Annotated in this window: 18 protein-coding genes; 6 read left to right on the top strand and 12 right to left on the bottom strand. The window is 44.6% G+C overall.

Annotated elements, in window-relative coordinates:
• Positions 1-174: 174 nt before the first annotated feature.
• The 4 genes from ACOJRU_RS00545 (at position 175) to ACOJRU_RS00530 (ending at position 4,445) form a co-directional block, all read left to right on the top strand.
• On the top strand, positions 175-786 hold the full coding sequence (locus ACOJRU_RS00545) for a class I SAM-dependent methyltransferase (protein WP_421133123.1): 612 nt from the start codon (positions 175-177) through the stop codon (positions 784-786).
• Entirely contained in the window at positions 783-3,362 is a 2,580-nt protein-coding gene (locus tag ACOJRU_RS00540) for a DEAD/DEAH box helicase (protein ID WP_421133122.1), read from the top strand. The genes ACOJRU_RS00545 and ACOJRU_RS00540 overlap by 4 nt, the downstream gene beginning before the upstream one ends.
• A 130-nt stretch (positions 3,363-3,492) precedes the next feature.
• Positions 3,493-3,729: a hypothetical protein gene (locus ACOJRU_RS00535; RefSeq protein WP_421133121.1), complete on the top strand. Its 237-nt coding sequence runs from the start codon at positions 3,493-3,495 to the stop codon at positions 3,727-3,729.
• Positions 3,699-4,445, top strand: a complete 747-nt coding sequence (locus tag ACOJRU_RS00530; RefSeq protein WP_421133120.1) for a hypothetical protein — start codon at positions 3,699-3,701, stop codon at positions 4,443-4,445. The genes ACOJRU_RS00535 and ACOJRU_RS00530 overlap by 31 nt, the downstream gene beginning before the upstream one ends.
• A gap of 12 nt (positions 4,446-4,457) precedes the next feature.
• On the opposite strand, the gene ACOJRU_RS00525 is transcribed toward ACOJRU_RS00530, so the two are convergent.
• The 5 genes from ACOJRU_RS00525 to ACOJRU_RS00505 all read right to left on the bottom strand — a co-directional run bounded on the left by ACOJRU_RS00525 (position 4,458) and on the right by ACOJRU_RS00505 (position 9,067).
• A complete protein-coding gene (locus ACOJRU_RS00525) occupies positions 4,458-5,357 on the bottom strand; it encodes a glycosyltransferase family 2 protein (protein WP_421133119.1) in 900 nt (299 codons plus the stop codon).
• Positions 5,358-5,665: 308 nt separating this feature from the next.
• Positions 5,666-5,866: a DUF2986 domain-containing protein gene (locus tag ACOJRU_RS00520; RefSeq protein ID WP_421133118.1), complete on the bottom strand. Its 201-nt coding sequence runs from the start codon at positions 5,864-5,866 to the stop codon at positions 5,666-5,668.
• Positions 5,867-5,992: 126 nt separating this feature from the next.
• Positions 5,993-7,129, bottom strand: coding sequence for a hypothetical protein (locus ACOJRU_RS00515; protein WP_421133117.1), 1,137 nt, complete (start codon positions 7,127-7,129; stop codon positions 5,993-5,995).
• A 162-nt stretch (positions 7,130-7,291) separates the two neighbouring features.
• A complete protein-coding gene (locus ACOJRU_RS00510) occupies positions 7,292-8,071 on the bottom strand; it encodes a hypothetical protein (protein ID WP_421133116.1) in 780 nt (259 codons plus the stop codon).
• A gap of 159 nt (positions 8,072-8,230) precedes the next feature.
• Positions 8,231-9,067, bottom strand: a complete 837-nt coding sequence (locus ACOJRU_RS00505) for an enoyl-CoA hydratase/isomerase family protein (protein WP_421133115.1) — start codon at positions 9,065-9,067, stop codon at positions 8,231-8,233.
• Positions 9,068-9,361: 294 nt separating this feature from the next.
• On the opposite strand from ACOJRU_RS00505, the gene ACOJRU_RS00500 reads away from it, so the two are divergent.
• Both ACOJRU_RS00500 and ACOJRU_RS00495 read left to right on the top strand, forming a co-directional pair.
• Complete coding sequence (locus ACOJRU_RS00500; RefSeq protein WP_421133114.1) at positions 9,362-10,231, top strand: acyl-CoA thioesterase; 870 nt, start codon at positions 9,362-9,364, stop codon at positions 10,229-10,231.
• Between the two features lie 9 nt (positions 10,232-10,240).
• Entirely contained in the window at positions 10,241-11,002 is a 762-nt protein-coding gene (locus ACOJRU_RS00495; RefSeq protein WP_421133113.1) for an SDR family oxidoreductase, read from the top strand.
• Between the two features lie 56 nt (positions 11,003-11,058).
• On the opposite strand, the gene ACOJRU_RS00490 is transcribed toward ACOJRU_RS00495, so the two are convergent.
• The 7 genes from ACOJRU_RS00490 to ACOJRU_RS00460 form a co-directional block, all read right to left on the bottom strand.
• Positions 11,059-11,787, bottom strand: coding sequence for a HugZ family protein (locus ACOJRU_RS00490; RefSeq protein ID WP_421133112.1), 729 nt, complete (start codon positions 11,785-11,787; stop codon positions 11,059-11,061).
• On the bottom strand, positions 11,765-12,601 hold the full coding sequence (locus tag ACOJRU_RS00485; RefSeq protein WP_421133111.1) for a heme ABC transporter ATP-binding protein: 837 nt from the start codon (positions 12,599-12,601) through the stop codon (positions 11,765-11,767). Before ACOJRU_RS00485 ends, ACOJRU_RS00490 begins: the two co-directional genes overlap by 23 nt.
• 12 nt (positions 12,602-12,613) lie before the next feature.
• Positions 12,614-13,708 (bottom strand): FecCD family ABC transporter permease, encoded by a 1,095-nt coding sequence (locus tag ACOJRU_RS00480; RefSeq protein ID WP_421133110.1) that lies wholly within the window; start codon positions 13,706-13,708, stop codon positions 12,614-12,616.
• The gene (locus ACOJRU_RS00475; RefSeq protein ID WP_421133109.1) at positions 13,708-14,556 is read right to left on the bottom strand and encodes a heme/hemin ABC transporter substrate-binding protein; all 849 of its coding nucleotides are present in this window, start codon (positions 14,554-14,556) and stop codon (positions 13,708-13,710) included. Before ACOJRU_RS00475 ends, ACOJRU_RS00480 begins: the two co-directional genes overlap by 1 nt.
• 131 nt (positions 14,557-14,687) lie before the next feature.
• Positions 14,688-16,925: a TonB-dependent hemoglobin/transferrin/lactoferrin family receptor gene (locus tag ACOJRU_RS00470; protein WP_421133108.1), complete on the bottom strand. Its 2,238-nt coding sequence runs from the start codon at positions 16,923-16,925 to the stop codon at positions 14,688-14,690.
• A gap of 156 nt (positions 16,926-17,081) precedes the next feature.
• The gene (locus tag ACOJRU_RS00465) at positions 17,082-18,011 is read right to left on the bottom strand and encodes a TolB family protein (RefSeq protein ID WP_421133107.1); all 930 of its coding nucleotides are present in this window, start codon (positions 18,009-18,011) and stop codon (positions 17,082-17,084) included.
• Between the two features lie 55 nt (positions 18,012-18,066).
• Positions 18,067-19,485 (bottom strand): alpha/beta hydrolase family protein, encoded by a 1,419-nt coding sequence (locus ACOJRU_RS00460; protein WP_421133106.1) that lies wholly within the window; start codon positions 19,483-19,485, stop codon positions 18,067-18,069.
• Between the last annotated feature and the right edge of the window lie 12 nt (positions 19,486-19,497).

Genomic DNA, 19,497 nt, shown 5'->3' with positions numbered 1-19,497 from the left:
GCTTATGCTAAACAGGTTAACCCGCCGATGCTGTAACGCCAATTCTCACTTTGTATCAAACTGTATCAGTGTATGTTCGAACGTCCATAAATTAGGCAACGCGCGCTATTTGTTTGTGGCTGAAAAAGCATGAATGCGATAATGTGTAGGTAAGATCAAGGAGGCATCGACAGTTTGAAACGTACCATTCAGCATTACAGTGACGAAGCACAGCACTACTATACGCTTTACAATTCGGTAGACGCCGAAAACGTGCATGGCGACTGGCACGCTTTCTTACGCACAGTTACACCTGGCACTGCATTAGACATAGGTGCTGGCAGCGGGCGCGACGCGAACTGGTTAGCCACAAAAGGCTGGCATGTAGTGGCAGCAGAACCCGCCGATGCACTGCGCGCATTAGCGCAGCAAAACGCACACAAGCAGGTAACGTGGTGCAACGCCCATTTACCCGAACTAACTACACTCCCCCAACAATACAACACGTTTGACTTAATTTTATTGTCGGCCGTGTGGATGCACTTACCCCCAAGCGACAGGCCAATAGCGTTAGCACACTTGGCAAAGCGACTTTCAGACCACGGTAGAATGTACATAAGCCTGCGCTTTGGTCCAAGTGACGATGCACGCCCCATGCACCCAGTAAGCTATGAAGAACTGCAAACATTAGCAGCAGACAATGGGTTAGTGGCACGTAATTTAAACCCCGTACCCAGTGAAGACGGGTTGAAGCGTGATGATGTGAAGTGGGTGACGGTTGAGTTGATGCGTGAAGTAAAAAAATGACGCTGTCTGACTACCTAAAAAAACAAGGTTTCCATCAAGTCGACTCTCAATTCACTTCCTATCTTTTTAGCGATAGTAGTCAAAAAATCGGAATTGTTTTAGATACGCAACTTTATGGCAGCAATAAGCCAACATTTCGCTACCATGAATACACTGGGTGGCAGAACATGCTCATGCATAAATTTGAGCGGGTTTACCGGTTTATCGACAACGAGCAGCCAGAAGATGAGTTACTGATTGATGCATTTTTAAATGACAGTGCCGATGAGTATGATTTTCGGCAGTTTGGCCCTGACAGACAAATAAGCGAAACTGACCCAACGCGGCCTGAATATAACTTTGAAAGTTTATTTGAACAGGTTTATGGCTCAAAGTACTTGCACGCCTTGGAACGCGAATACCAGTATGTCGACTTACTTGGAAGAGGTCGTTATGTAGATTACGTTCTCAAGACCATTAACGGGGAAATAGCCATTGAGCTAAACGGTGAAAGCTTTCACCATCCGCTTCACATAAGCCAATCTCGATATCAATCTCAACTACTTAAGCAGAATTCGCTCATGAAAGGCGGTATTAAAGTATTTCGCTGGTCGAATGCGGGAATGGCTGATGAAAAGAAGTTTGCAGACCAAATTAGACACTACTTCGGGCATGAAGATAAATTTTGCGCAAAGCCCACAGCCAGCCAGTTTAGGGATATTGGCTTTTCCCTCTTCAAACACCAACAAGATGCGCTAGCAGATATTGAGAATAGTAGAACACAGGGTAAGAATACCTTCCTGCTAGTATTGCCGACTGGAACAGGGAAAACCGAAGTATTTATTGCTGACTACGGTAACCAAAAGGAACAAGGCAATGCTAACCGAGCGTTGGTTATTGTTCCATTTAAAGATCTTCGCGAACAAACAAAGAGCCGATTTTTAAAACGAATCCCTACCCTAAGCGTATCATCAGAAATAACTGACCTTAACGCTGATGTCATAGTGCAAACAACACAGGCAATACAGCGGCAATTTGCCTCTCTGTCCTCGCACCACTTTGACTACATAGTAGTAGATGAAGCACATCATGCGCCTGCACAGGGACTTAAGCGGGTGTTAGAGCACTTTAATCCAAAAACACTGCTTGGATGCACCGCAACAGACAAGCGATTAGACCAAAAAGATTTAGCTGAAATATTCGGTCGCTATCAATTAAACATGACACTCGAAGAGGCGATAAAGCAAAAACTTTTGCCACCGATCCGCGCTTTTCGTTTAGAGAGCAACATTGACTTTTCACAGGTTCGGTTTAACGGAAAAGAGTTTGTTAAAAGTGACTTGAACAAGAACGTGGTTTTACCCTCTCGAGACCAACTAATCGTAGACGTAATATTAAAATACTTCACTCAGCAAGATGTTGTAACCGGTCAATCTTTATCCTCGCATCAAGGCGTTATATTCTGCGTAGACGTAAAGCATGCTAACCGACTCGCTGCATTATTAAATAAGCATAAGATTAGCGCAGAAGCAGTTTCTGCAACTAGCAGAGAAGGATTAAATAGATATAAAAAAGGTAAAGTACGCTTTTTGTGTGCATGCGACTTGCTGAATGAAGGATGGGACGCCCCCAATACATCTATTATTGTGATGGCCCGCCCAACCATGTCGAAAGTATTATATATGCAGCAACTAGGAAGGGGGACACGTAATCATCCCGGAAAGGAAGCACTTTACGCCATTGATATTGTGGATAGTTACGGTCCAGCGCTTCAACCATGGAGCCTTCACAGCATATTTAACCTTGATGGATACAAACCCTTTGCGGACATATTCAATCCAAACGAGGCTTTTGTAGGAGAGGAGATAATCCTTGACCATCTATATGAGCAACCGCGTAAACTTCACCCCATCAAACTATTTAATTTTGAAGATGAGTTTGGCGACTACATTAATGACGAGCAACTAGCTCGGGCGCTTTTCATTTCTACAGGAACAATAAAAAACTGGGTTAAAAATCAAAGCATTGTGCCAGACAAACAGTTACCATTTGGTAATAAAATGCTCAACTATTACAAACAAGATAGAATCGATGAAATACGCGAAAAGAAAAACCTAAAACTTCGAAGTGAGGCAACGAGAAGAGATGACTTTTTCGAATTCCTAGAACAACGAGATTATACGTTCTCATTTAAAATTATATTCCTACTACTGATGCTTAAGCATGCTGATAAAACTGGCGAAGTTTCCCTTTCGTTGCTTCGAGATGATTACCAATCATTCTATAAAAGTTTATTGGTAAAATACGGTAAAGCGGAAAAGTCCAACAGCCCTCTAAATAATGAAAAATTTTTGAATGACAAACAGCAGCTATCAAAGAGCATACTTCAAAACCCGTTTGAAAAGTTTGAGCGCAAAAATTTTATGTACCATTCCAAAGATTTAGACAAACTGGCATTTGTTCCAGTGCTTTGGGAAAAACTTGAAAGCGGCGATATAGAGTTGATTGAAGAGCAGATGCTTGAAGATGGAAGAAGTTACTTCGATAAATATGTTGAAGTTGGCGCGTTCAGAGCGGAAAGCTTTGTTCTTATCTGAAGCATGAATCGATCAGATTACTCTAGACACTTAGTTTCTTTATAGTTAGGTTAAATTCAACAACTATAGAGTGTATCTTTCAACACTCATGCTGTATGAAAGATACGTCATGATTAATCAAGGAAGATTTATGAAAAAATTATTGATTCTTATCCCCATACTATTTATTTCAGCGAAGGCTGTTGCCGGTAAAAACTTTGAGCCATCAGAGTATGGTTGCGCGGGTATCGACAAGCATATCAAAAATATAAATGCCAAAATGCGCTCAGGTTATAGTTTAAGTGAAGGTGAGAGGTTAAAAGAGGAACTTCGAACACTAAAAGACCAACGCCATGCGTGCAAAAAGAAACGTTTTTCAACGAACTAATATATCGCTCGCCCCCCAAACCCAACACATTCAAAAACGAGGCAATTATCAAAAAAGGGCTAATATTTTCATTACTGATCACCGCCATTATATTAGCTGGCGCTATTTGGTTTTTTCAAGTAAGCCAGGGTGAACCTAAGCCAAGCTATACCGAGCCATGGCGAAGTGCTGCATGGAACAACGCGGTGTGCAGCTTTTTTTCGGTAAACAGCGATAAGCGAGATGTGTTGTTACTGAATGAAGGGCTAGCTAACGCATTGGGTAAGGGTGAACCTGTTGATGCCGACAAGGCAGAGCGTGCAAACCAAACTTGCCCTGCACTCGGTAATTTATCTGCACGAGAAACACTTTTGTTTGAAGCGCTGAATGCAGTAACGGTATTGCCTACCCCACCATTAAACACGATGGGGGGTGATATTGCTGCGCTTACGGCTTATATTCAGCAATACGGGCCACTTGCTACTGCAGACATGCGTATTTACGAGGTAGATGCAGCCAACAAACTTTTTGCTTATGAATTGCGCTTTGAAGATGCCCGCGTATATGTAATGTACAACTTCTCTTTTGATACCCACCCATTGCCACTGCCTCTTGGCTTTATGGCTTCAACCAAAGTAACGTTGTACAGTACAGATAACCCCAAATTTAACCGCTTCGTTACTAGCGGCCCCTTAAGTATTACCTACCACTCTGCTGTGGTAGTTATTGTTGATTAGCCTTTCTGCCAGTTAAGCTGTTTGTTTAATTAGCTCTGCGTCATGTTCTTGCTCCGACACTTCCTCTTCAGCGGAAGGCATTTCGCAGTTAGGCAATTGAAGAATGTTTATGCCTGTATTTTCAAAGTCTTTATTAATATAACCGGCATCAGCGTAAGCATTTAGTACATCGTTACATGGGTTCATGCCCCACTTCGCGTGAAAGCGCTCTGCGTTTCTTACAAAATCAAGAAAGTGATTAATAGGGCAGCGGTAATTGGGTCGCTCGGGCGCAAACGTCTGCAAATCTAGTTGATGTAATGAAAAGCCTAATGAACGGCAATTCGTAAAGAAGTCTTCGTCGTTTAGCCCGAAGCCCTCGTAACCTTCATCGAAACCGCCGGTTTTCTTAAAGTCTATTTTGCTAATAAAAAATACCGTTGAACGAATGCTATCGTCACTAAACGCGCCACCATTATGCTTCTGCTGGCTTAAGAGGTCGTCGCTACTTCGTTCTAGTCGTTCTTGGTTTTTAATTTGGCATAACGTGTCGTGAGGTAATACCCACTGTGATTCTGGAACAAATGTCACGTTAGTAAACACCACGGAATTTGGACGCCATGCGTGCATACCCTGGGCAATAAAGTTTTTATCTACCACAGCATCAACGTTAATGTAAGCCAATAGGTTGCTTGTTGCTTCCTCCAAACCTTTATTACGCGCTTTAGCAATGGGAAGCTCTGCGTTAGCAACAAACTTGTGGACTATATTAAATTTATCACTTTTCGCTAATGAGAGCGTTGATGGGGGACGCATCCAAACGATGACAAGTTCATCAGGCAATGGGCTACACGACTCAAGCTGTTCTATAAGTCTGCAAAGTTTTTCTGTACGATTTTTTACTATCGTGACAACACTGACAGGTGAATGCATGTAAACCTCCTAAGTTCCTTTTGGTGAGTGCTTATCAACGTAACGTCGGTTGTGGTTATTAAACTGAACCACGCACTACCTTTGATATCAGTAATACTTACTTGCAGAGGATTAGCAATAATTAGGCCTTAGCCTAATACATTGAAAAGTTGAGGGTTTATAGCCTTAGTGCGATATTATGAGTAACTACACCTGCAAAAAATTCACTTAGTGTGAATCTCTTTCATAGGCAATAGCGGGCAGGCTTACTTTCACTATTTATGAGAATGCGGAATGAGTGAAACGTTTTGGTAAGGGGCAATACGCTGTTATTCGGTACGCTTTTCCTCATTACTCTTTTCTTCATTAGCCTTTTCCCCGTCACTGGGCTGCTCGCTGTTAGCCAGTTCAGCCAACCTTTCACGCTCAGCTTTTGAAACATAAACGGGCTTATTGCTTTTATGCAATTTAGCGTTCGCTTTCTTGTCTTTTTTCTCAAGTTTTTTGATGATTTTTTTACGACGGTTCACGATCGGTTTCCTCTAGCAGGCATAATGACACTAGACATTATACAACGTTCATAAGCAGAAGACTCTTAAGGAGTCTTAGTTAAAGCAGTGAAGTAACCGTAGCTATTTGAGCGCGAAACTAACCAACTATAAAACTAAGTTTTTTCTTTGCATCCAAGCTAGAAATTTTCGTTCAAGCATGAATATTTCCTGGCCAGAAAGCGTTTTAATATCTTTTATCGTAATTTCGCTACACCCGTTTTCTGACTCTTTCAGTAACAATCGGCTCATTAGCGCTTTATCTTGCTCCATTAAAAACGCGACTAATGCCCAACTTGTTGCATAGTAGCGTGGTGGCTCAGCTTTCCACTTCTCTCTGGCCCCCTCAAATAATGTTAATAAGGGAATAGGCTTATTTTTATGAAAATAGTCGCTCCAATCACTCTTTTTTAGGTTGTTAGGTGTCTCAGAATATTCTGCCATCCCCTCATTTAACCATTGCACCATTTGCCCATACCAATGGCGGTTAATGGTATGCATAACCTCGTGAACAACCGTTCTTACCGTTTCTTCTGGCTTACGAATAAGAATGACCGATTCATTTTTATTCGCTGAATAGAAACCTACGTTTGACGGCAGTAGGTTGCCAAAACGCTTTCTGTATTCGTGATATGACTTTTCATCGCTAAAACTTCTAAGGTTTGCAGCCACCGGCACAATGGTTTCTTTAGGAGTAACTGCTGCAAAAATGTCCATTGCTGTTTTTACTTTTTCTCTAAATTGCGTTTTCACGTCGTTAGATAGGTTGTGGGTAAGAAAATTGATTGATATTGCTTCTGGTTCAATGGTTCGTGCTACCATCACTGAAGTACCCTGATCAAGCACCCTAGGTTTGTCGCTGATGTTTTTTACCCCCTGCCCATCAACCCACGTATACAAGGCCTTAGTTTTGGGTGGCTTCTTTTTGTCTAGGCACCTTGTTGCTGATCTTTCTATGTGAGAAAAAGTGGGCTTTGTTGTGGGCTCAGGTTTGGCTGTATTTGATGTGGGTAAATCAAATTTTCGCGCTGGAATAGGATCGACGGTCGTTTCAGATTGCGGTATCGATAATGCCTCTGAGGGCATCTCAAGCTGAGCGACGCTCTCAAAATACCTAAATAGGCTTTGTAGCCAAGTGGGTATCGGTACGTTATCACGAGCGAGATATAAAACGCCTAACGAATTGGCGGCGATAATGACAACGATGATGACGACTTTAAAACCAAATCCTTTTGAGGTTGCCATGATAATTTCCTTTTACATGAGCAATTCGAACATTTTTAATAGTCTTGTTATGCAGCTAAGCCTGCTAATAGGTGCTATGCAGCGCGCTTAGCTGCCTACGTAAAACTAACATGCTTTACTATAAACATTTTCCCCGTATTTATATACTGTACATCAGTTTCATCACAACGAAATGCGCTGTTTATAAAGCTTGTCTAGCGCTTCATCAACACTAAGATCTGGATTAGCAGCCATCCACCGGCTTACCATTCTGAATACATACGTTGGGTTTTGCGAATACTTGTTTGCAAAATCGTCGCACGGCTTTTTAATTTCATCTTCTTGGCGTTGCAGTTCTAAAGACCGATGAAACGCTTCTACCGCGCTGTCGAACGACTCTCCATTGTCATAATAAAGTTGGCTTAGGCGGCTTTTTTTAATCTGATAGGTGGCACTGGCGTGTTCAAGCGCGGTTTTGTAGTCTGCAAAGGTTTCACCAAACACCGTAAATACGCTTTCTTGCGGTTTCGCAACGCGGGTAATACTGCCGTTAACTTCATAATCAAACCCAGAAAAACGAATGCGCGACAGCGTTTCTTTACCCAAGCTTACGCCGCCGTTTAGGCTTATTTGAAAGGCGGTATCCATTTCGGCTATTTCTTCTGGGCTCCAATGGTTAAACACCCTTATGGCCTTGCTGTATTTTTCAGCTAACAGTTTTTTTAGTACAAGAGTTCGAAACTCGAGCGTTCCGCTGTTGTGGTTTTTCAGTAAAGAAAAACACTCTGTACAACAGGGCACTGAAACGAAATCGGCTTCTTTGGTGCCATCACGATAGTCGTGAATATATTTAATAGGAGGAATGTAGTCAGACACCGACGCCTCGCACCCACAATACACGCATCGGTTGAAATTAGCGGCGTGTACTGCTTTTAAAGGTTCGAAGTATTTTTCGTAGTTCATTGCGTTTACTTCCCCTTCACGTTAGCCCAAGCCATATAATAACTACATTAACGTAGTTATACCCGTAAAGGTTTAGTGCATCGTACCGTTAAACGGCAAGCGTGGTTAAAAAGCAAGCTGCGGCAAGCATTATTGATGGTTGCCGCGCAATACACAGGGCTATTTCATATAGGGCAGTGAATCGGTTGTTTTGCCCAAATCATCAACCTCTTTTTCGTAGGTTTGTAACCCGTTATCTAACGCATTTTGCATACGGCTAGCCATACCCTCATGAGTGGCCGCGGCGTAAAATTCGGCATATTCACGACCGAAATCTTCATTGGCAATGGCTTCGTTATGGTTTACTAACCGTTTAGTGGCAGCAATGGCATGCGTAGGATAGCCGGCAATTCGGTTCGCAAGGTTTGTCACGTATTGGCCAATGGCATCGGCTGCAATGGCACGGTTCACATAACCATACTCTGCAGCCGTTTCAGCGTCGAAGTCTTCACAGGCCAATAGCACTTCCATGGCTCTTGCCCGGCCCATTAATTTAGGTAAACGGGTGCACGCACCGCCCCCTGCAATTAACCCCATGGCAACTTCAGGCTGGCTCATACGTGTTTTTCCTCTTGCGGCAAAACGCATGTCCATTGCTAATAATAGTTCGCTACCACCGCCGCGAGCCACGCCTTCCACTTTACCAATAGTTACCTTCGGCATATGGCGTATCATCTCAAATAAGGCCTGCAACATACTGGGAGTTTTGCCGTCGGGCGTTGGCGCGTCGGCAACCGCCATGATCATATTTACGTCGGCGTGGGCAACAAAGAAGTCGGGGTTGCTGCTTTCAAAAACAATCACTTTGACTTGGTCGTCGGCAGCTAGCTGTTGGCACCCTTTGTACAAATCTTTAATCAGTATGCCGTCTAATAAATTAATATCTCCGTGGTTTATGCTTACGGTTGCTACGGCGTTACTCACGCTTATGTGAATAGATTGGTAAGAATGGCTCATGGCTTTCCCTAGTTATATTGTAGTGCAGCTTACTACTTAAACACCTGTTTTAAATAACATTTAATAGGGTTTTAGCTACGTATTATTGGTTGTATTTTATGGTTTAGTGTTGATTACTTTATATGTTCGTAATCAAAATTATGATAGATGATCGTGAAAAAACACCACACATGGAAATGGTTTCACCTTATAGTTGTTAATAAGCAATTGATAACAATTTGTTTTCAAAAAATTAACAGCAGTTTGTGCATCGTACGTACAAGGTGTGTCGTCAGTGATTGTGGGTGTGTGTTTATGGAAGGCTTATCAGCAACGTATTTATTAACCGATTTGTTGGATGTCGATTCATTAGAAAACGATGTGTTTTTAGGGCATAAATTGCCGTCTTCATCTGGCCGGGTATTTGGCGGGCAGGTGTTAGGCCAAGCGCTGATGGCTGCGTCTAAAACGGTAGACAGTAGCAAGGCAGTACACTCTTGCCATAATTACTTTATTCGACCAGGTGATTGCGAACAGCCCATTCATTACACGGTACACCGCGACCTTGACGGTAGAAACTTTAGTAATCGCCGGGTAGTCGCCACGCAAAATAATAAGCCGATTTTTAATTTAATTGCGTCGTTTCAAGGGAAAGCAGAGGGGTACCATCATCAAATACCTATGCCTGATGATATGCCGCCGCCAGATAATCTGTTAAATGAAAACCAGCTAGCGGAAAAACACAAAGCCGTGCTGCCCGACAACGTGTATTCAATGCTAAACCAATATAGGCCAATAGAGGTTCGCCCAATTAATGAGGAAGCCCACTTTTTACGCAGCGCTAAGAAACTAAACCAAGCTACATGGTTTCGTGCAAAAGAGGCACTGAAAAGCGACGGGGCGATGCACCGCGCAATATTGGCCTATGCGACAGACCTAACCCTGCTTAGTACCTGTGGTCGACCCCACAACATGTTATGGATGGACAGCAACGTTGCCACCGCTAGCATCGACCACACCGTATGGTTTCATTCCAACAACATAAAAACAGACCAATGGCTGTTGTATCTCATGGATACGCCATGGTCTGGCAACGGTCGTGGGCTTAACCGCGGCAGTATTTTCACGCAATCTGGCGAATTAGTAGCGTCAGTAGCCCAAGAAGGCTTAGTTAGAATTAAATAAGGACACACCATGTACGAAGATTTAGAAGGCAAAGTAGCATTAGTTACCGGCGGAAGCTTTGGTATAGGCCGCACGACCATTTTAGAGTACGCCAAAAATAAAGCCAAAGTGGCCATTGCAGATATTGATGAGGCCGGGGCTGAAGCCGTTGCTAATGAAGTACGCGCCATGGGTGGCGAGGCGTTAGTGATAAAAGCTGATGTGTCGAAGTCGGCAGATGTGAAAGCCATGGTTGCCTCGATAGTAGAACATTACGGCCGCTTAGATATTGCCTTTAATAACGCAGGCATCGACCTAGATCACGGCTATTTGGCCGATGCAGACGAAGACATGTTCGACACCCTAATGGCAGTGAACGTAAAAGGGGTGTGGCTTTGCTTAAAGTACGAAATTGAACAAATGATGAAGCAAGGTGGTGGTGTGATTGTGAATACCGCTTCGATTGCAGGCATAGTGTCATCGCCTAAAATGGGCATTTATGGCGCGACAAAACACGCGGTAGTAGGCCTAACAAAAACGGCGGCCGTCGAATATGGTCGTAAAGGTATTCGCGTAAACTCTGTATGCCCTGGGGTCATTAATACCGAAATGACAAAACGCGCAGTAGAAAAAGACCCTAAATTAGCGCAAGTCGCTATGCGTGCCCACCCCATCGGCCGTTTGGGCGAGGCACAAGATATTGCCGATGGCGTTATGTATTTAAGTTCTAATAGATCGTCATTTTTATTAGGCCACCAGCTAATGATAGAAGGCGGTTTTACGGCGCTTTAGTCAGTAACGGCCTCGCTACTTGTTAGTAGTAGGCCGTCTACCTTTACTACCTTAGATTATGCAGCCTGCGCTTTTCTGGCGCGGTTGGTAAGCCTTACCAATTCGGTTCGGGCGCTGCCTTGTTCAGTGCATCTATTTTCAAACGGAACATAATAGTTTTTATTGTTCGAGTGGATATAAAAACCGTCGTTCACAATGCCTGTCATAGTGGGTGTGTCGTCTTGAATTGCATGATGATGCCCTAAAATAAGCGACATGGCGTCTTGATGGTCTTCATTCATATGGTCAATCATATTTTTCTCGGCTTCGATACCCCATGGGCTAGCAGGCGCTTGCCATTCTTCTGGTTCTAGCCAGAAAATTTTACCAAACCCACCAATATAGCGAACACGCACCACATCCATTTGCCACACATTAAAGTCGTGCGCTTGTTTGTACGTTTCGGCTTCAGGGAATCGACGTACATATTGTTCTAGTATCTGCGAGGCTTTGTCGCCTTTAATAGGCGCAGCATCACCTACAACCGTTACTCGACCATGCGCATTTTGGTCGCCTTCTTCTGCTTGATGAAATACGGTTAAGCTCATACGGCTGTCTTTTTCTAAGTTCTTTGCGTGTTGCGCAATATCGCTAATGTAGAAATAAAGCTTACCTTCGCTGCAGCTGATAAAGGGAGACACCGACCCAAAGGGGTAACCACGCAAGTTGTGTGAAATGGTTGAAATTACGCCGGTTTCACAGGCGCGAAGTAGTGCTTTAGCCTCAGTTAATGCTTGCGTTCTCATTCAGGTTCTCCTTAGGTTGAGAAAAAATCATTGGAATATGTAGGTCTGGGTGAGACTGAATATGCATCTGGGTGCGATACACAGGCTCGAGTAAGTCTGGGGTTAATACCGAGTTTTTAGGCCCGTAACTCACCAATTCGCCAGCACTTAACAGCATTACTTCGTCGGCATATAACGAAGCAAGGTTCAAATCGTGTATTGCCACAATGGCGGTGTTACCCATTTTGGTGAAGGCTTTTACTAGCTGCATTAAATGATGCTGAAAATGCAGGTCGAGTGCAGACGTAGGCTCATCTAACAGGAGTAATTTGCTGCCGTCTTTTTTTGATTGTGCATGTCGAGGGTTAAACGCATCAAGCTGTGCAAAGCTTCGGGCAATATTCACCCTTTGCAGTTCTCCACCTGAAAGCTGCCCCGTATGTCGGTCGGCCAGCGGATTAAGCGCAAGGTGGTCTATAAATTCTGCCACCCTTTGTTGTTTTTGCTGCTGTGTTTCAGCAATGGGGAAACGCCCCATGGCAATAAGTTCAGGCACGCCCAATTGAAAATTTAAGGCATTTTGTTGAGTCATCACCGCGCGATAACCTGCCAAAGACAGGTCGTCCCACTCATTAATAGCACGTGCTTTAAAATGAAGTTGCCCGTCAAATTTTAGGTTTCCGGCCATGGTATGAATAAGCGTAGACTTTCCTGCGCCGTTTTCTCCCACCAGCACTACCAGTTTGCCTTCGGGTATGGTGCAGTTAATGTTATTTAGCACACGGCGCTGACCGCGCTGTACCGTAATATTCTTTAAGGTAAGCATAGTTGTCATTTTAGTTTCCCCTTAACGTTTTGGCATTAGTTGGCGCCGCAACATCCAGATAAACACGGGGGCACCAATAATGGCGGTAACAATGCCAATAGGCAGTTCAGCAGGAATAACAATAATTCTGGCAATCCAGTCAGACGTTAGCAGCACCAAGGCCCCTAATAGCATGCTAATTGGCATCATGTATTTAAGGTTAGCGCCCACCAAAATGCGCGATAAATGAGGAATAACTAACCCAAGAAACCCCACAAGACCAGTAAGTGCAACGGCGGCACCCACGCCAATGGCCACAAAAATAACAATTTGGTTTTTTACCTGCTTAATATTTACGCCCATGTACTTCGCTTCGGCTTCGCCTAACAACAGCAAACTCATTTTCTGTCTTTTGCTCCATAAGCCAATCAAACTCAGTAACAGCAATGGCATTGCCTGTGTAAGTGAAGACCAGTTTGCCCCCGCAAGCGACCCCATGGTCCAGTAGCTAATGAGGCGCAGTGCACTGTCGTCGGAATAAAAGCTTAATAAGCCGATAAGCGCAAAGCCAAGCGCATTCATGGCAACCCCCACGAGAATAAGCGAGGTAACCTGCACGCCCTGCGCACTTTGAGCGAATTGATACACCAGTAATGTGGCGAGTAATGCACCCGCGAACGCGGCATAGGGAAGCAGCACACCCGCGTTAATTCCCCACTGCGCTTGCAGTAATGGGCCAAGGGCAATAGTGCCAACCGCCATAACCGCTGCCCCCGAGCTAACGCCAATAACGGAAGGGTCTGCCAATGGGTTTCTACAAAGCGCTTGCGTGGCCGCGCCGGTTTGCGCTAACACTGCGCCCACAAGCAAGCCAAGACAAAGGCGCGGTAAGCGTATTTCACTAATAATATTAAGCTGAAGCTGGCTTATGTCTAACCACGCATTGGGGAGAAACCAGGCAACAGATAAACGAACGTCCCACCCTGCAGGGCCAAAACTTAGCGATGCAATACCCGCTACAACCAGCATTACACATAGCGCCAACAACCAAAACAATACCTTTTTCTGGTGATGTTGAAACCATGTAGTTGGCCGTGCGTTAACGCCCGTCTGTTGTGAAAAGATAAGGCTGTTCATCAGTTTTTCTGCTTCCAGCTTTTTACGGTAGCTATGGCTTCGGCCAGCCTGGGTGTCATGCCAAGTGACTTAAGCGAGTCCATGATTAGAAGCCGACAGTCTCTCGCCGCTTCTAATAACGAAAGGGATGGGCTTTGACAGAACTTTTCTTTACCGCCCGCCCCCATGACTACATGCTCAGGCGCTACCAAAAAATCGGGCTGTTGCAAGACAAGCGCTTCGCTATTGATGCCTTTAAAACCTCGGTGTTGCGCCGTAATATTTTCAACACCCGCGTAGTTAAAAATTAATTGTGGAACGGTTTCCGTACCGGCAGCAATTAGCCCGCGTTCAGAGGCCGATAGCAGAAACACCGCTTTAGCAGTGTTACCTGTACTTGGCTTTGGAAGCGACGCGGTAAAGGCTGCAACAAGCGCTTGCGCTTCTGCGTTTTTATCAAGGTCGCGGCCCAACTGTTGTATAAGCGAAATTAAACCGTCAGCATCAGTAGGCTTTTTATAAATAACCACCTTAACCCCGGTGCTTTCTATTTGTTTTACCACCTCTTTGCGCCCTACTCCCTCAATAGCCAGCACGTTGTCGGGTGCAAACGACAACACCCCTTCGGCCGCAAGCTCTCGGTAGTAACCCACCATAGGGAGCTGCTTTACTTCATCAGGAAACTGACTTGATTGGTCAACCGCAATCACTTGGTCTCCGGCACCAAGTGCAAAAACAATTTCGGTAATGGTGCCACCGGCGGTAATAAGCTTTGGTTTATGCTGTAAGTTAGCCTGTGCGCTAGCGTTTAAACCAACGGTTAAAAATATAAAAACAACTGAAGTGGTAATACGCTGTCGAATGTTCATAACAGTAGGCTCCGATAGAGGTAAAAAATGTCTGAAGTAGTGATGTCTGTTTTATGTAAAAGCCGTGTGATGTGCTGAAGTGCCAAGCTATCTAAATAGAATAACTAGACACGTCAGCGGTGCAGCACAGCTTAGAAGGTGTAAGTGGCATTCATTGCCGCATTAATACCTGGCTGTGTTAAAAAATTAAGGTTATTGGCCTGACCTATTTCAACACCGCGTACTTCGGTGCCGTTCCAGCTTTTACGGTCGAATAGGTTAAATACACCGAGGTTTATGGCGAAGTCGTCGGTTACGTTGTAGTTAGCTAACACATCGAATTGCGCATACCCGGGGGCTTCAAACAAAGCGGGTTCAGCAGGGTCTGTTGGCTGGGTTTGAGAGTCAAAACGTTGCACAAAGGTGCCTATAAACTCTACCGACCACACATCATTACTGTCGGTATAGCCAATACCCACCACGGCCTGCGGCGGAAGAATAGACTCTATTTCTTGTCCGGTAGCCTCATCTTCGCTCTCTAACCACGTAAGCGCACCTTGTAATGCCCACCCATTTAGGGCCGAGAAGGACTCGCCCATAAACCATGTAAACTGTGCGTCTATACCTTCAATGGTTACCGTTTCACGGTTTCTTGCTTGAAACTCTAGTAACTGCGTTACAGGGTTAAAACCAACCGTTGCTCTAGACTCAATAAAGTTGTCATAGTTGTTGTGATAAGCGCTTACGCTCCAGCTTACCGCATCGAGGGCTTGTCGAACGCCTACCTCCCAGCTTTCCACACTTTCAGGGGCTAAATTAGGATTAGGTAACGATGTATAGCCGCCAGCAAAGTTGGTGAACCCTACGTTTAAGTCATCAAATGGTGGAATACGAAACCCTTCTGCGAACTGAAGCCATAGTGTGGTGTTGTCGCTAAGGCTATAAACTGCCCCCAGTTTTAATGATACTTGCGAGTCATCGAACGCCACCACTGAAACGCCAGGGTTGGCGCTGGTAAAAATAGCATCGGGATACGGCGTTAAGGTAAATTCGTCATAACGAATGCCGGGGCTAAGGGTTAAATCGCCGCCCAGTAGCGTAATTTCATCTTGAACGAAGAAAGACAGCTCTTTGGCTTCAGAGATAGGAAAGTCTCGTGCGGGGAATGCTGAAAACTCGGGCACTATTACGCCGGTTGCTTCAACAAAGGTGCTTCCCTCACGTAACGACTCGCTGTCGGTGTATTGCAGTTCGCTGCCGTATATAAGGTAGTGCTTAGCATCGCCAGTTGTGAACTGTTTATCCAGTTGCACAATAACGCCTTCTACGGTTTGGTTGAATTCGCTATTTCTTGTTCTGCCTAACGCAACCGGTGTGGGTTCTTGTCTCGACACCGCACCAAAGCGGCCCTCAAACGTAGCTTGGGCGTTATCGGTTTCTTGCCAATAAACACGGGTTAGTACTTTATCGAACCATGGTGTGCTATTGCTGTATGTGTGATTAATTTGAAAACGCGTTCTATTGCGCTCATCAACGCCTTGGCTGTCGGTAATGCGCACACCACGTACCAATGTGTCGACTTGCGACAACACATTGGTTTGCGTGTCGCCTTTAAGGTAATCAGCAAGAAACTCCATTCTATGCGTTTCATTTGGCTGATAGATAAGTTTTAACTGTGCGCTGTTGGTAGTGTTGTCTTGTGGGTTTGTTGCGTTGCGCTGAAGGCCTGTGCCTTGACCATCAAAGAAATTTTCTGTTTGCGCACCATCGCGAGCCGTTGCATTCAACAGCCATTGCCAATCGCCATTATTCCCATACAGCTGCGCATTCGCCATGCGTTCATTGGCCACCGACGCATAACCTACTTTAACGCGACCACCAAATTGCTCACCGGGTGCGAGTAACTGAGTGGGATCTTTGCTTACGAACGACACAACACCGCCAATTGCATCACTGCCATATAGGGTAGACGCTGGGCCGCGGATAATTTCAACGCGGTCAATCATATCAACATCGATAAAATCTCGACGCGCTGAAAGCCCTGGACCAAAGCTAAATTCATCGGCTATGGGTGCGCCATCTAGCAGCATTAATACGCGGTCGGCGTTAATACCTCGAATGTTAAAACCTGATAGGCCAAACCGCCCGCCGCCTTCAACAACCACACCCGGCTCAAATCTCACTAGATCACGAATATCCGTAGCAACCATTTTATCCATTTGGGTGGCATCGATAACCGTTACGCTAGAGGCAATTTCGTCAATATCTGTTTCAAAACGAGAAGTGGTAACCGTAATTTGTTCGAAGTCGGCTTCTTCAGCGCTATTAGCTAAAGAGCACGTACTGATACTAGAAAAAAGTAAAGCGAGAGCAATTTTTGAAAGTTTCATAAGACCGTCGTACTTGAGTTAGTTTTAAATGTTAATGATAATGATTATCACTTAGATGTAAAACTAACACGAAGTTTTCGATCTCACAAATGTTTTTAAAACAAGTGAACGCGTTGATGCTTAGGCGTGTTTGATGGCTAAACTGACGCGCAGACGTTACTGGTTACCACCACTGTCGAAGGGAAATGTCGCCGCTTGAGAGCTATTCGATAGTATTTTTTCAATAGATGAGCCATCTTTGTTTACATGGTAAATATCGTAGAACCCATGAACGTTTTGAGAGGAAAAGTAGATTTTACTACTATCTGAAGACCAAGCAGGGCCCCACTCTTCAATGAAGTTGAATGTTAATCGTGTTTGGCCTGAGCCATCGACATTCATAATATAAACTTCCTGAGAAATATCTTTGTTCGATAAGTACGCAATATGCCTACCATCGGGTGAAAGCTTTGGTGACATGCTATCTGAGTCATCATCGGTCAGCGCAATCTGGTTGCTGCCGTCAATGTTAGCCATAACGATTTGTCTTGGCTTAGCCTGCGATTGAAAAAGTAACCGGCCATCGGGGAAAAACTCTGGTGCCCTACCTGCTACCCCCGTTATTTGGCGCTGTTCAGTCCCATCATTATTCATAAGCCAGAGTTCTTCTTGCCACTGGCCAGCCGTATTTTTGTACTCTCGAGCAAAGACAATCTTACTGCCGTCGGGCGACCAAGCAGGCGCACTATCCCACACATTTTTCACATGGGTTAAACGGCGAAGGTTTTTACCGTCCAGATCAACGATATGAATAGACCAGGTCTTGTAATCGTCATATTTTCCATAAAAAGCGACCTTGTCACCCAGCGGAGACACCGCCGGGTAACCGTCACTTACTGTCGCATTAACAAGCTGGGTGCGATTCTGACCATGTTCATCACTAACATAAATCGATTTTGTATCGCCCTCTTTAAAGCCATAAACAATAGAGGTCGTCGAACCCGCATTAGATGCCTCTGCCAAAGCAAACTTACTCGCCACGGTAAAACCGAGTAGTGAAGTCACCAACGTCAAAAGCGTGATCGTGAGAAGATTATTTCTATACATCTAATACATTCCTTTTTGTTTAGGTCTTTGCTTCTTACTTTCATTGGCCTGGCGGTTAGCGAAAGTTTTGCTTCAGCCATGTTGATATCACAGACAATACGTCGTTATCGATAGTGGTTTCAATATTTTGATACTCATCAATAGACCCCGTTTCAGCCGGCTGAAAGAGGTGATTAAGCCCTTCAAAAAACTGGCTTTCTACCTCAGCACGGCTTTTATCAACTGCATTCACTATACCCGCGATATTCGCTTCGGCGGGTACCTGAGAGTCTTTCCCACCGTTAAGAACGAGTGCCTTACCTGAAAACTGATTCCAGTAAGGGAGAGGACTTTGTTGTAGAAACTCGTAGAACGAGGTACTTTGCGCCGACGAAATACTTAACGTACCGTTATTTTTATTGACCCACTTAGCCACTACTTCTGCTTCACTGCCAGCTAAATTGTCATACATCATAAGCGCTTTATTTTTACGCTCTTCAGGTGAAGGAGTATTTAGTACCATCGCATAAAAGCGCTGACTAAATTTAAGTAGAATATCGGTTTCAGCTTTAGATGCGCCTTTTGCTGCGGGCTCTGTTTGATCTTGCAATAGCAAGATATCAAGAACAGACATTCCAGGCCCCGCCATAGAAACTATTCCTTGTATTGACGCTTCTTGAGCAGCCATCACCGACACCAAACTTCCTTCACTGTGGCCTATCAAAATAAGCTTCTGTGAATCTACTCGTGGGTGTGATTTTAAAAACCTAACTGCCGACTGTGTATCAAGCGCTAAGTTTTCCAAAGTCGCATCTTCAAATTTACCTGCTGACTTATACACGCCTCGTTTATCTGAGCGTAACACCACAAAGCCTTCTCGTGTAAGGTGGTCTGCCAACACTTTAAAAGTTCGGTGTCCAGCATGGTATGAATCTCTATGGTTAGGCCCTGAACCCGCCACCAGCATAATTGCAGGGTGCTTTTGATTGCCTTTAGGAAGCGTTAATGTGCCTGCCAGCCACGTACCATCTTGAGCGTTTTGATAAGCCACATCTTGCTGAATATACTCATCGGTAGGCTGCGGGGTCTGCTTTCTCTCAATTTCAGGCAGTGCATCTACTTTATGCAGTACCAAATCGAATTCGCTACCCCCTTGTTTGAATATTGAAACAATAACGTTGTTACTCTCACCCATTTTACCGGTAATGCTCACAGGGGCATTGGCCATCTGGACAGTTAAGATACCGTTTTCCGCGTTGACGTTAGACACCAACATATATCGTCCCCCCTGATCTAAACTCGCAATATTCCCCCCCCATTCACCGTCTGCTTTTTTAAATATTTCGACTCCGATCTTAAGAGAAGGCCCCTCGGGAATATTCATAGTACCCAACCATGAACCGTTAACTTCTTCCATAGTAATCTGCGCATGTGCGGGCGAACTAAGCCAAACCACAGCCAATACTAAACATGCTTGCTTTATCAATTTAATCATTTTCCTCACCGT

Origin of the sequence: Alteromonas algae (assembly GCF_049117195.1) — a bacterium.
Classification (GTDB): domain Bacteria; phylum Pseudomonadota; class Gammaproteobacteria; order Enterobacterales; family Alteromonadaceae; genus Alteromonas.
Note: the sequence above shows the minus strand (reverse complement) of the source record. Positions and strands in the feature narration are given on the sequence as shown.

Coding starts and splice junctions, on each gene's coding strand:
- ACOJRU_RS00485 (WP_421133111.1), bottom strand. CDS start 12,601: ATGACAACTATGCTTACCTTAAAGAATATTACGGTACAGCGCGGTCAG.
- ACOJRU_RS00465 (WP_421133107.1), bottom strand. CDS start 18,011: ATGTATAGAAATAATCTTCTCACGATCACGCTTTTGACGTTGGTGACT.
- ACOJRU_RS00480 (WP_421133110.1), bottom strand. CDS start 13,708: ATGAACAGCCTTATCTTTTCACAACAGACGGGCGTTAACGCACGGCCA.
- ACOJRU_RS00490 (WP_421133112.1), bottom strand. CDS start 11,787: ATGAGAACGCAAGCATTAACTGAGGCTAAAGCACTACTTCGCGCCTGT.
- ACOJRU_RS00495 (WP_421133113.1), top strand. CDS start 10,241: ATGTACGAAGATTTAGAAGGCAAAGTAGCATTAGTTACCGGCGGAAGC.
- ACOJRU_RS00525 (WP_421133119.1), bottom strand. CDS start 5,357: ATGCATTCACCTGTCAGTGTTGTCACGATAGTAAAAAATCGTACAGAA.
- ACOJRU_RS00470 (WP_421133108.1), bottom strand. CDS start 16,925: ATGAAACTTTCAAAAATTGCTCTCGCTTTACTTTTTTCTAGTATCAGT.
- ACOJRU_RS00475 (WP_421133109.1), bottom strand. CDS start 14,556: ATGAACATTCGACAGCGTATTACCACTTCAGTTGTTTTTATATTTTTA.
- ACOJRU_RS00505 (WP_421133115.1), bottom strand. CDS start 9,067: ATGAGCCATTCTTACCAATCTATTCACATAAGCGTGAGTAACGCCGTA.
- ACOJRU_RS00500 (WP_421133114.1), top strand. CDS start 9,362: ATGGAAGGCTTATCAGCAACGTATTTATTAACCGATTTGTTGGATGTC.
- ACOJRU_RS00510 (WP_421133116.1), bottom strand. CDS start 8,071: ATGAACTACGAAAAATACTTCGAACCTTTAAAAGCAGTACACGCCGCT.
- ACOJRU_RS00515 (WP_421133117.1), bottom strand. CDS start 7,129: ATGGCAACCTCAAAAGGATTTGGTTTTAAAGTCGTCATCATCGTTGTC.
- ACOJRU_RS00460 (WP_421133106.1), bottom strand. CDS start 19,485: ATGATTAAATTGATAAAGCAAGCATGTTTAGTATTGGCTGTGGTTTGG.
- ACOJRU_RS00540 (WP_421133122.1), top strand. CDS start 783: ATGACGCTGTCTGACTACCTAAAAAAACAAGGTTTCCATCAAGTCGAC.
- ACOJRU_RS00535 (WP_421133121.1), top strand. CDS start 3,493: ATGAAAAAATTATTGATTCTTATCCCCATACTATTTATTTCAGCGAAG.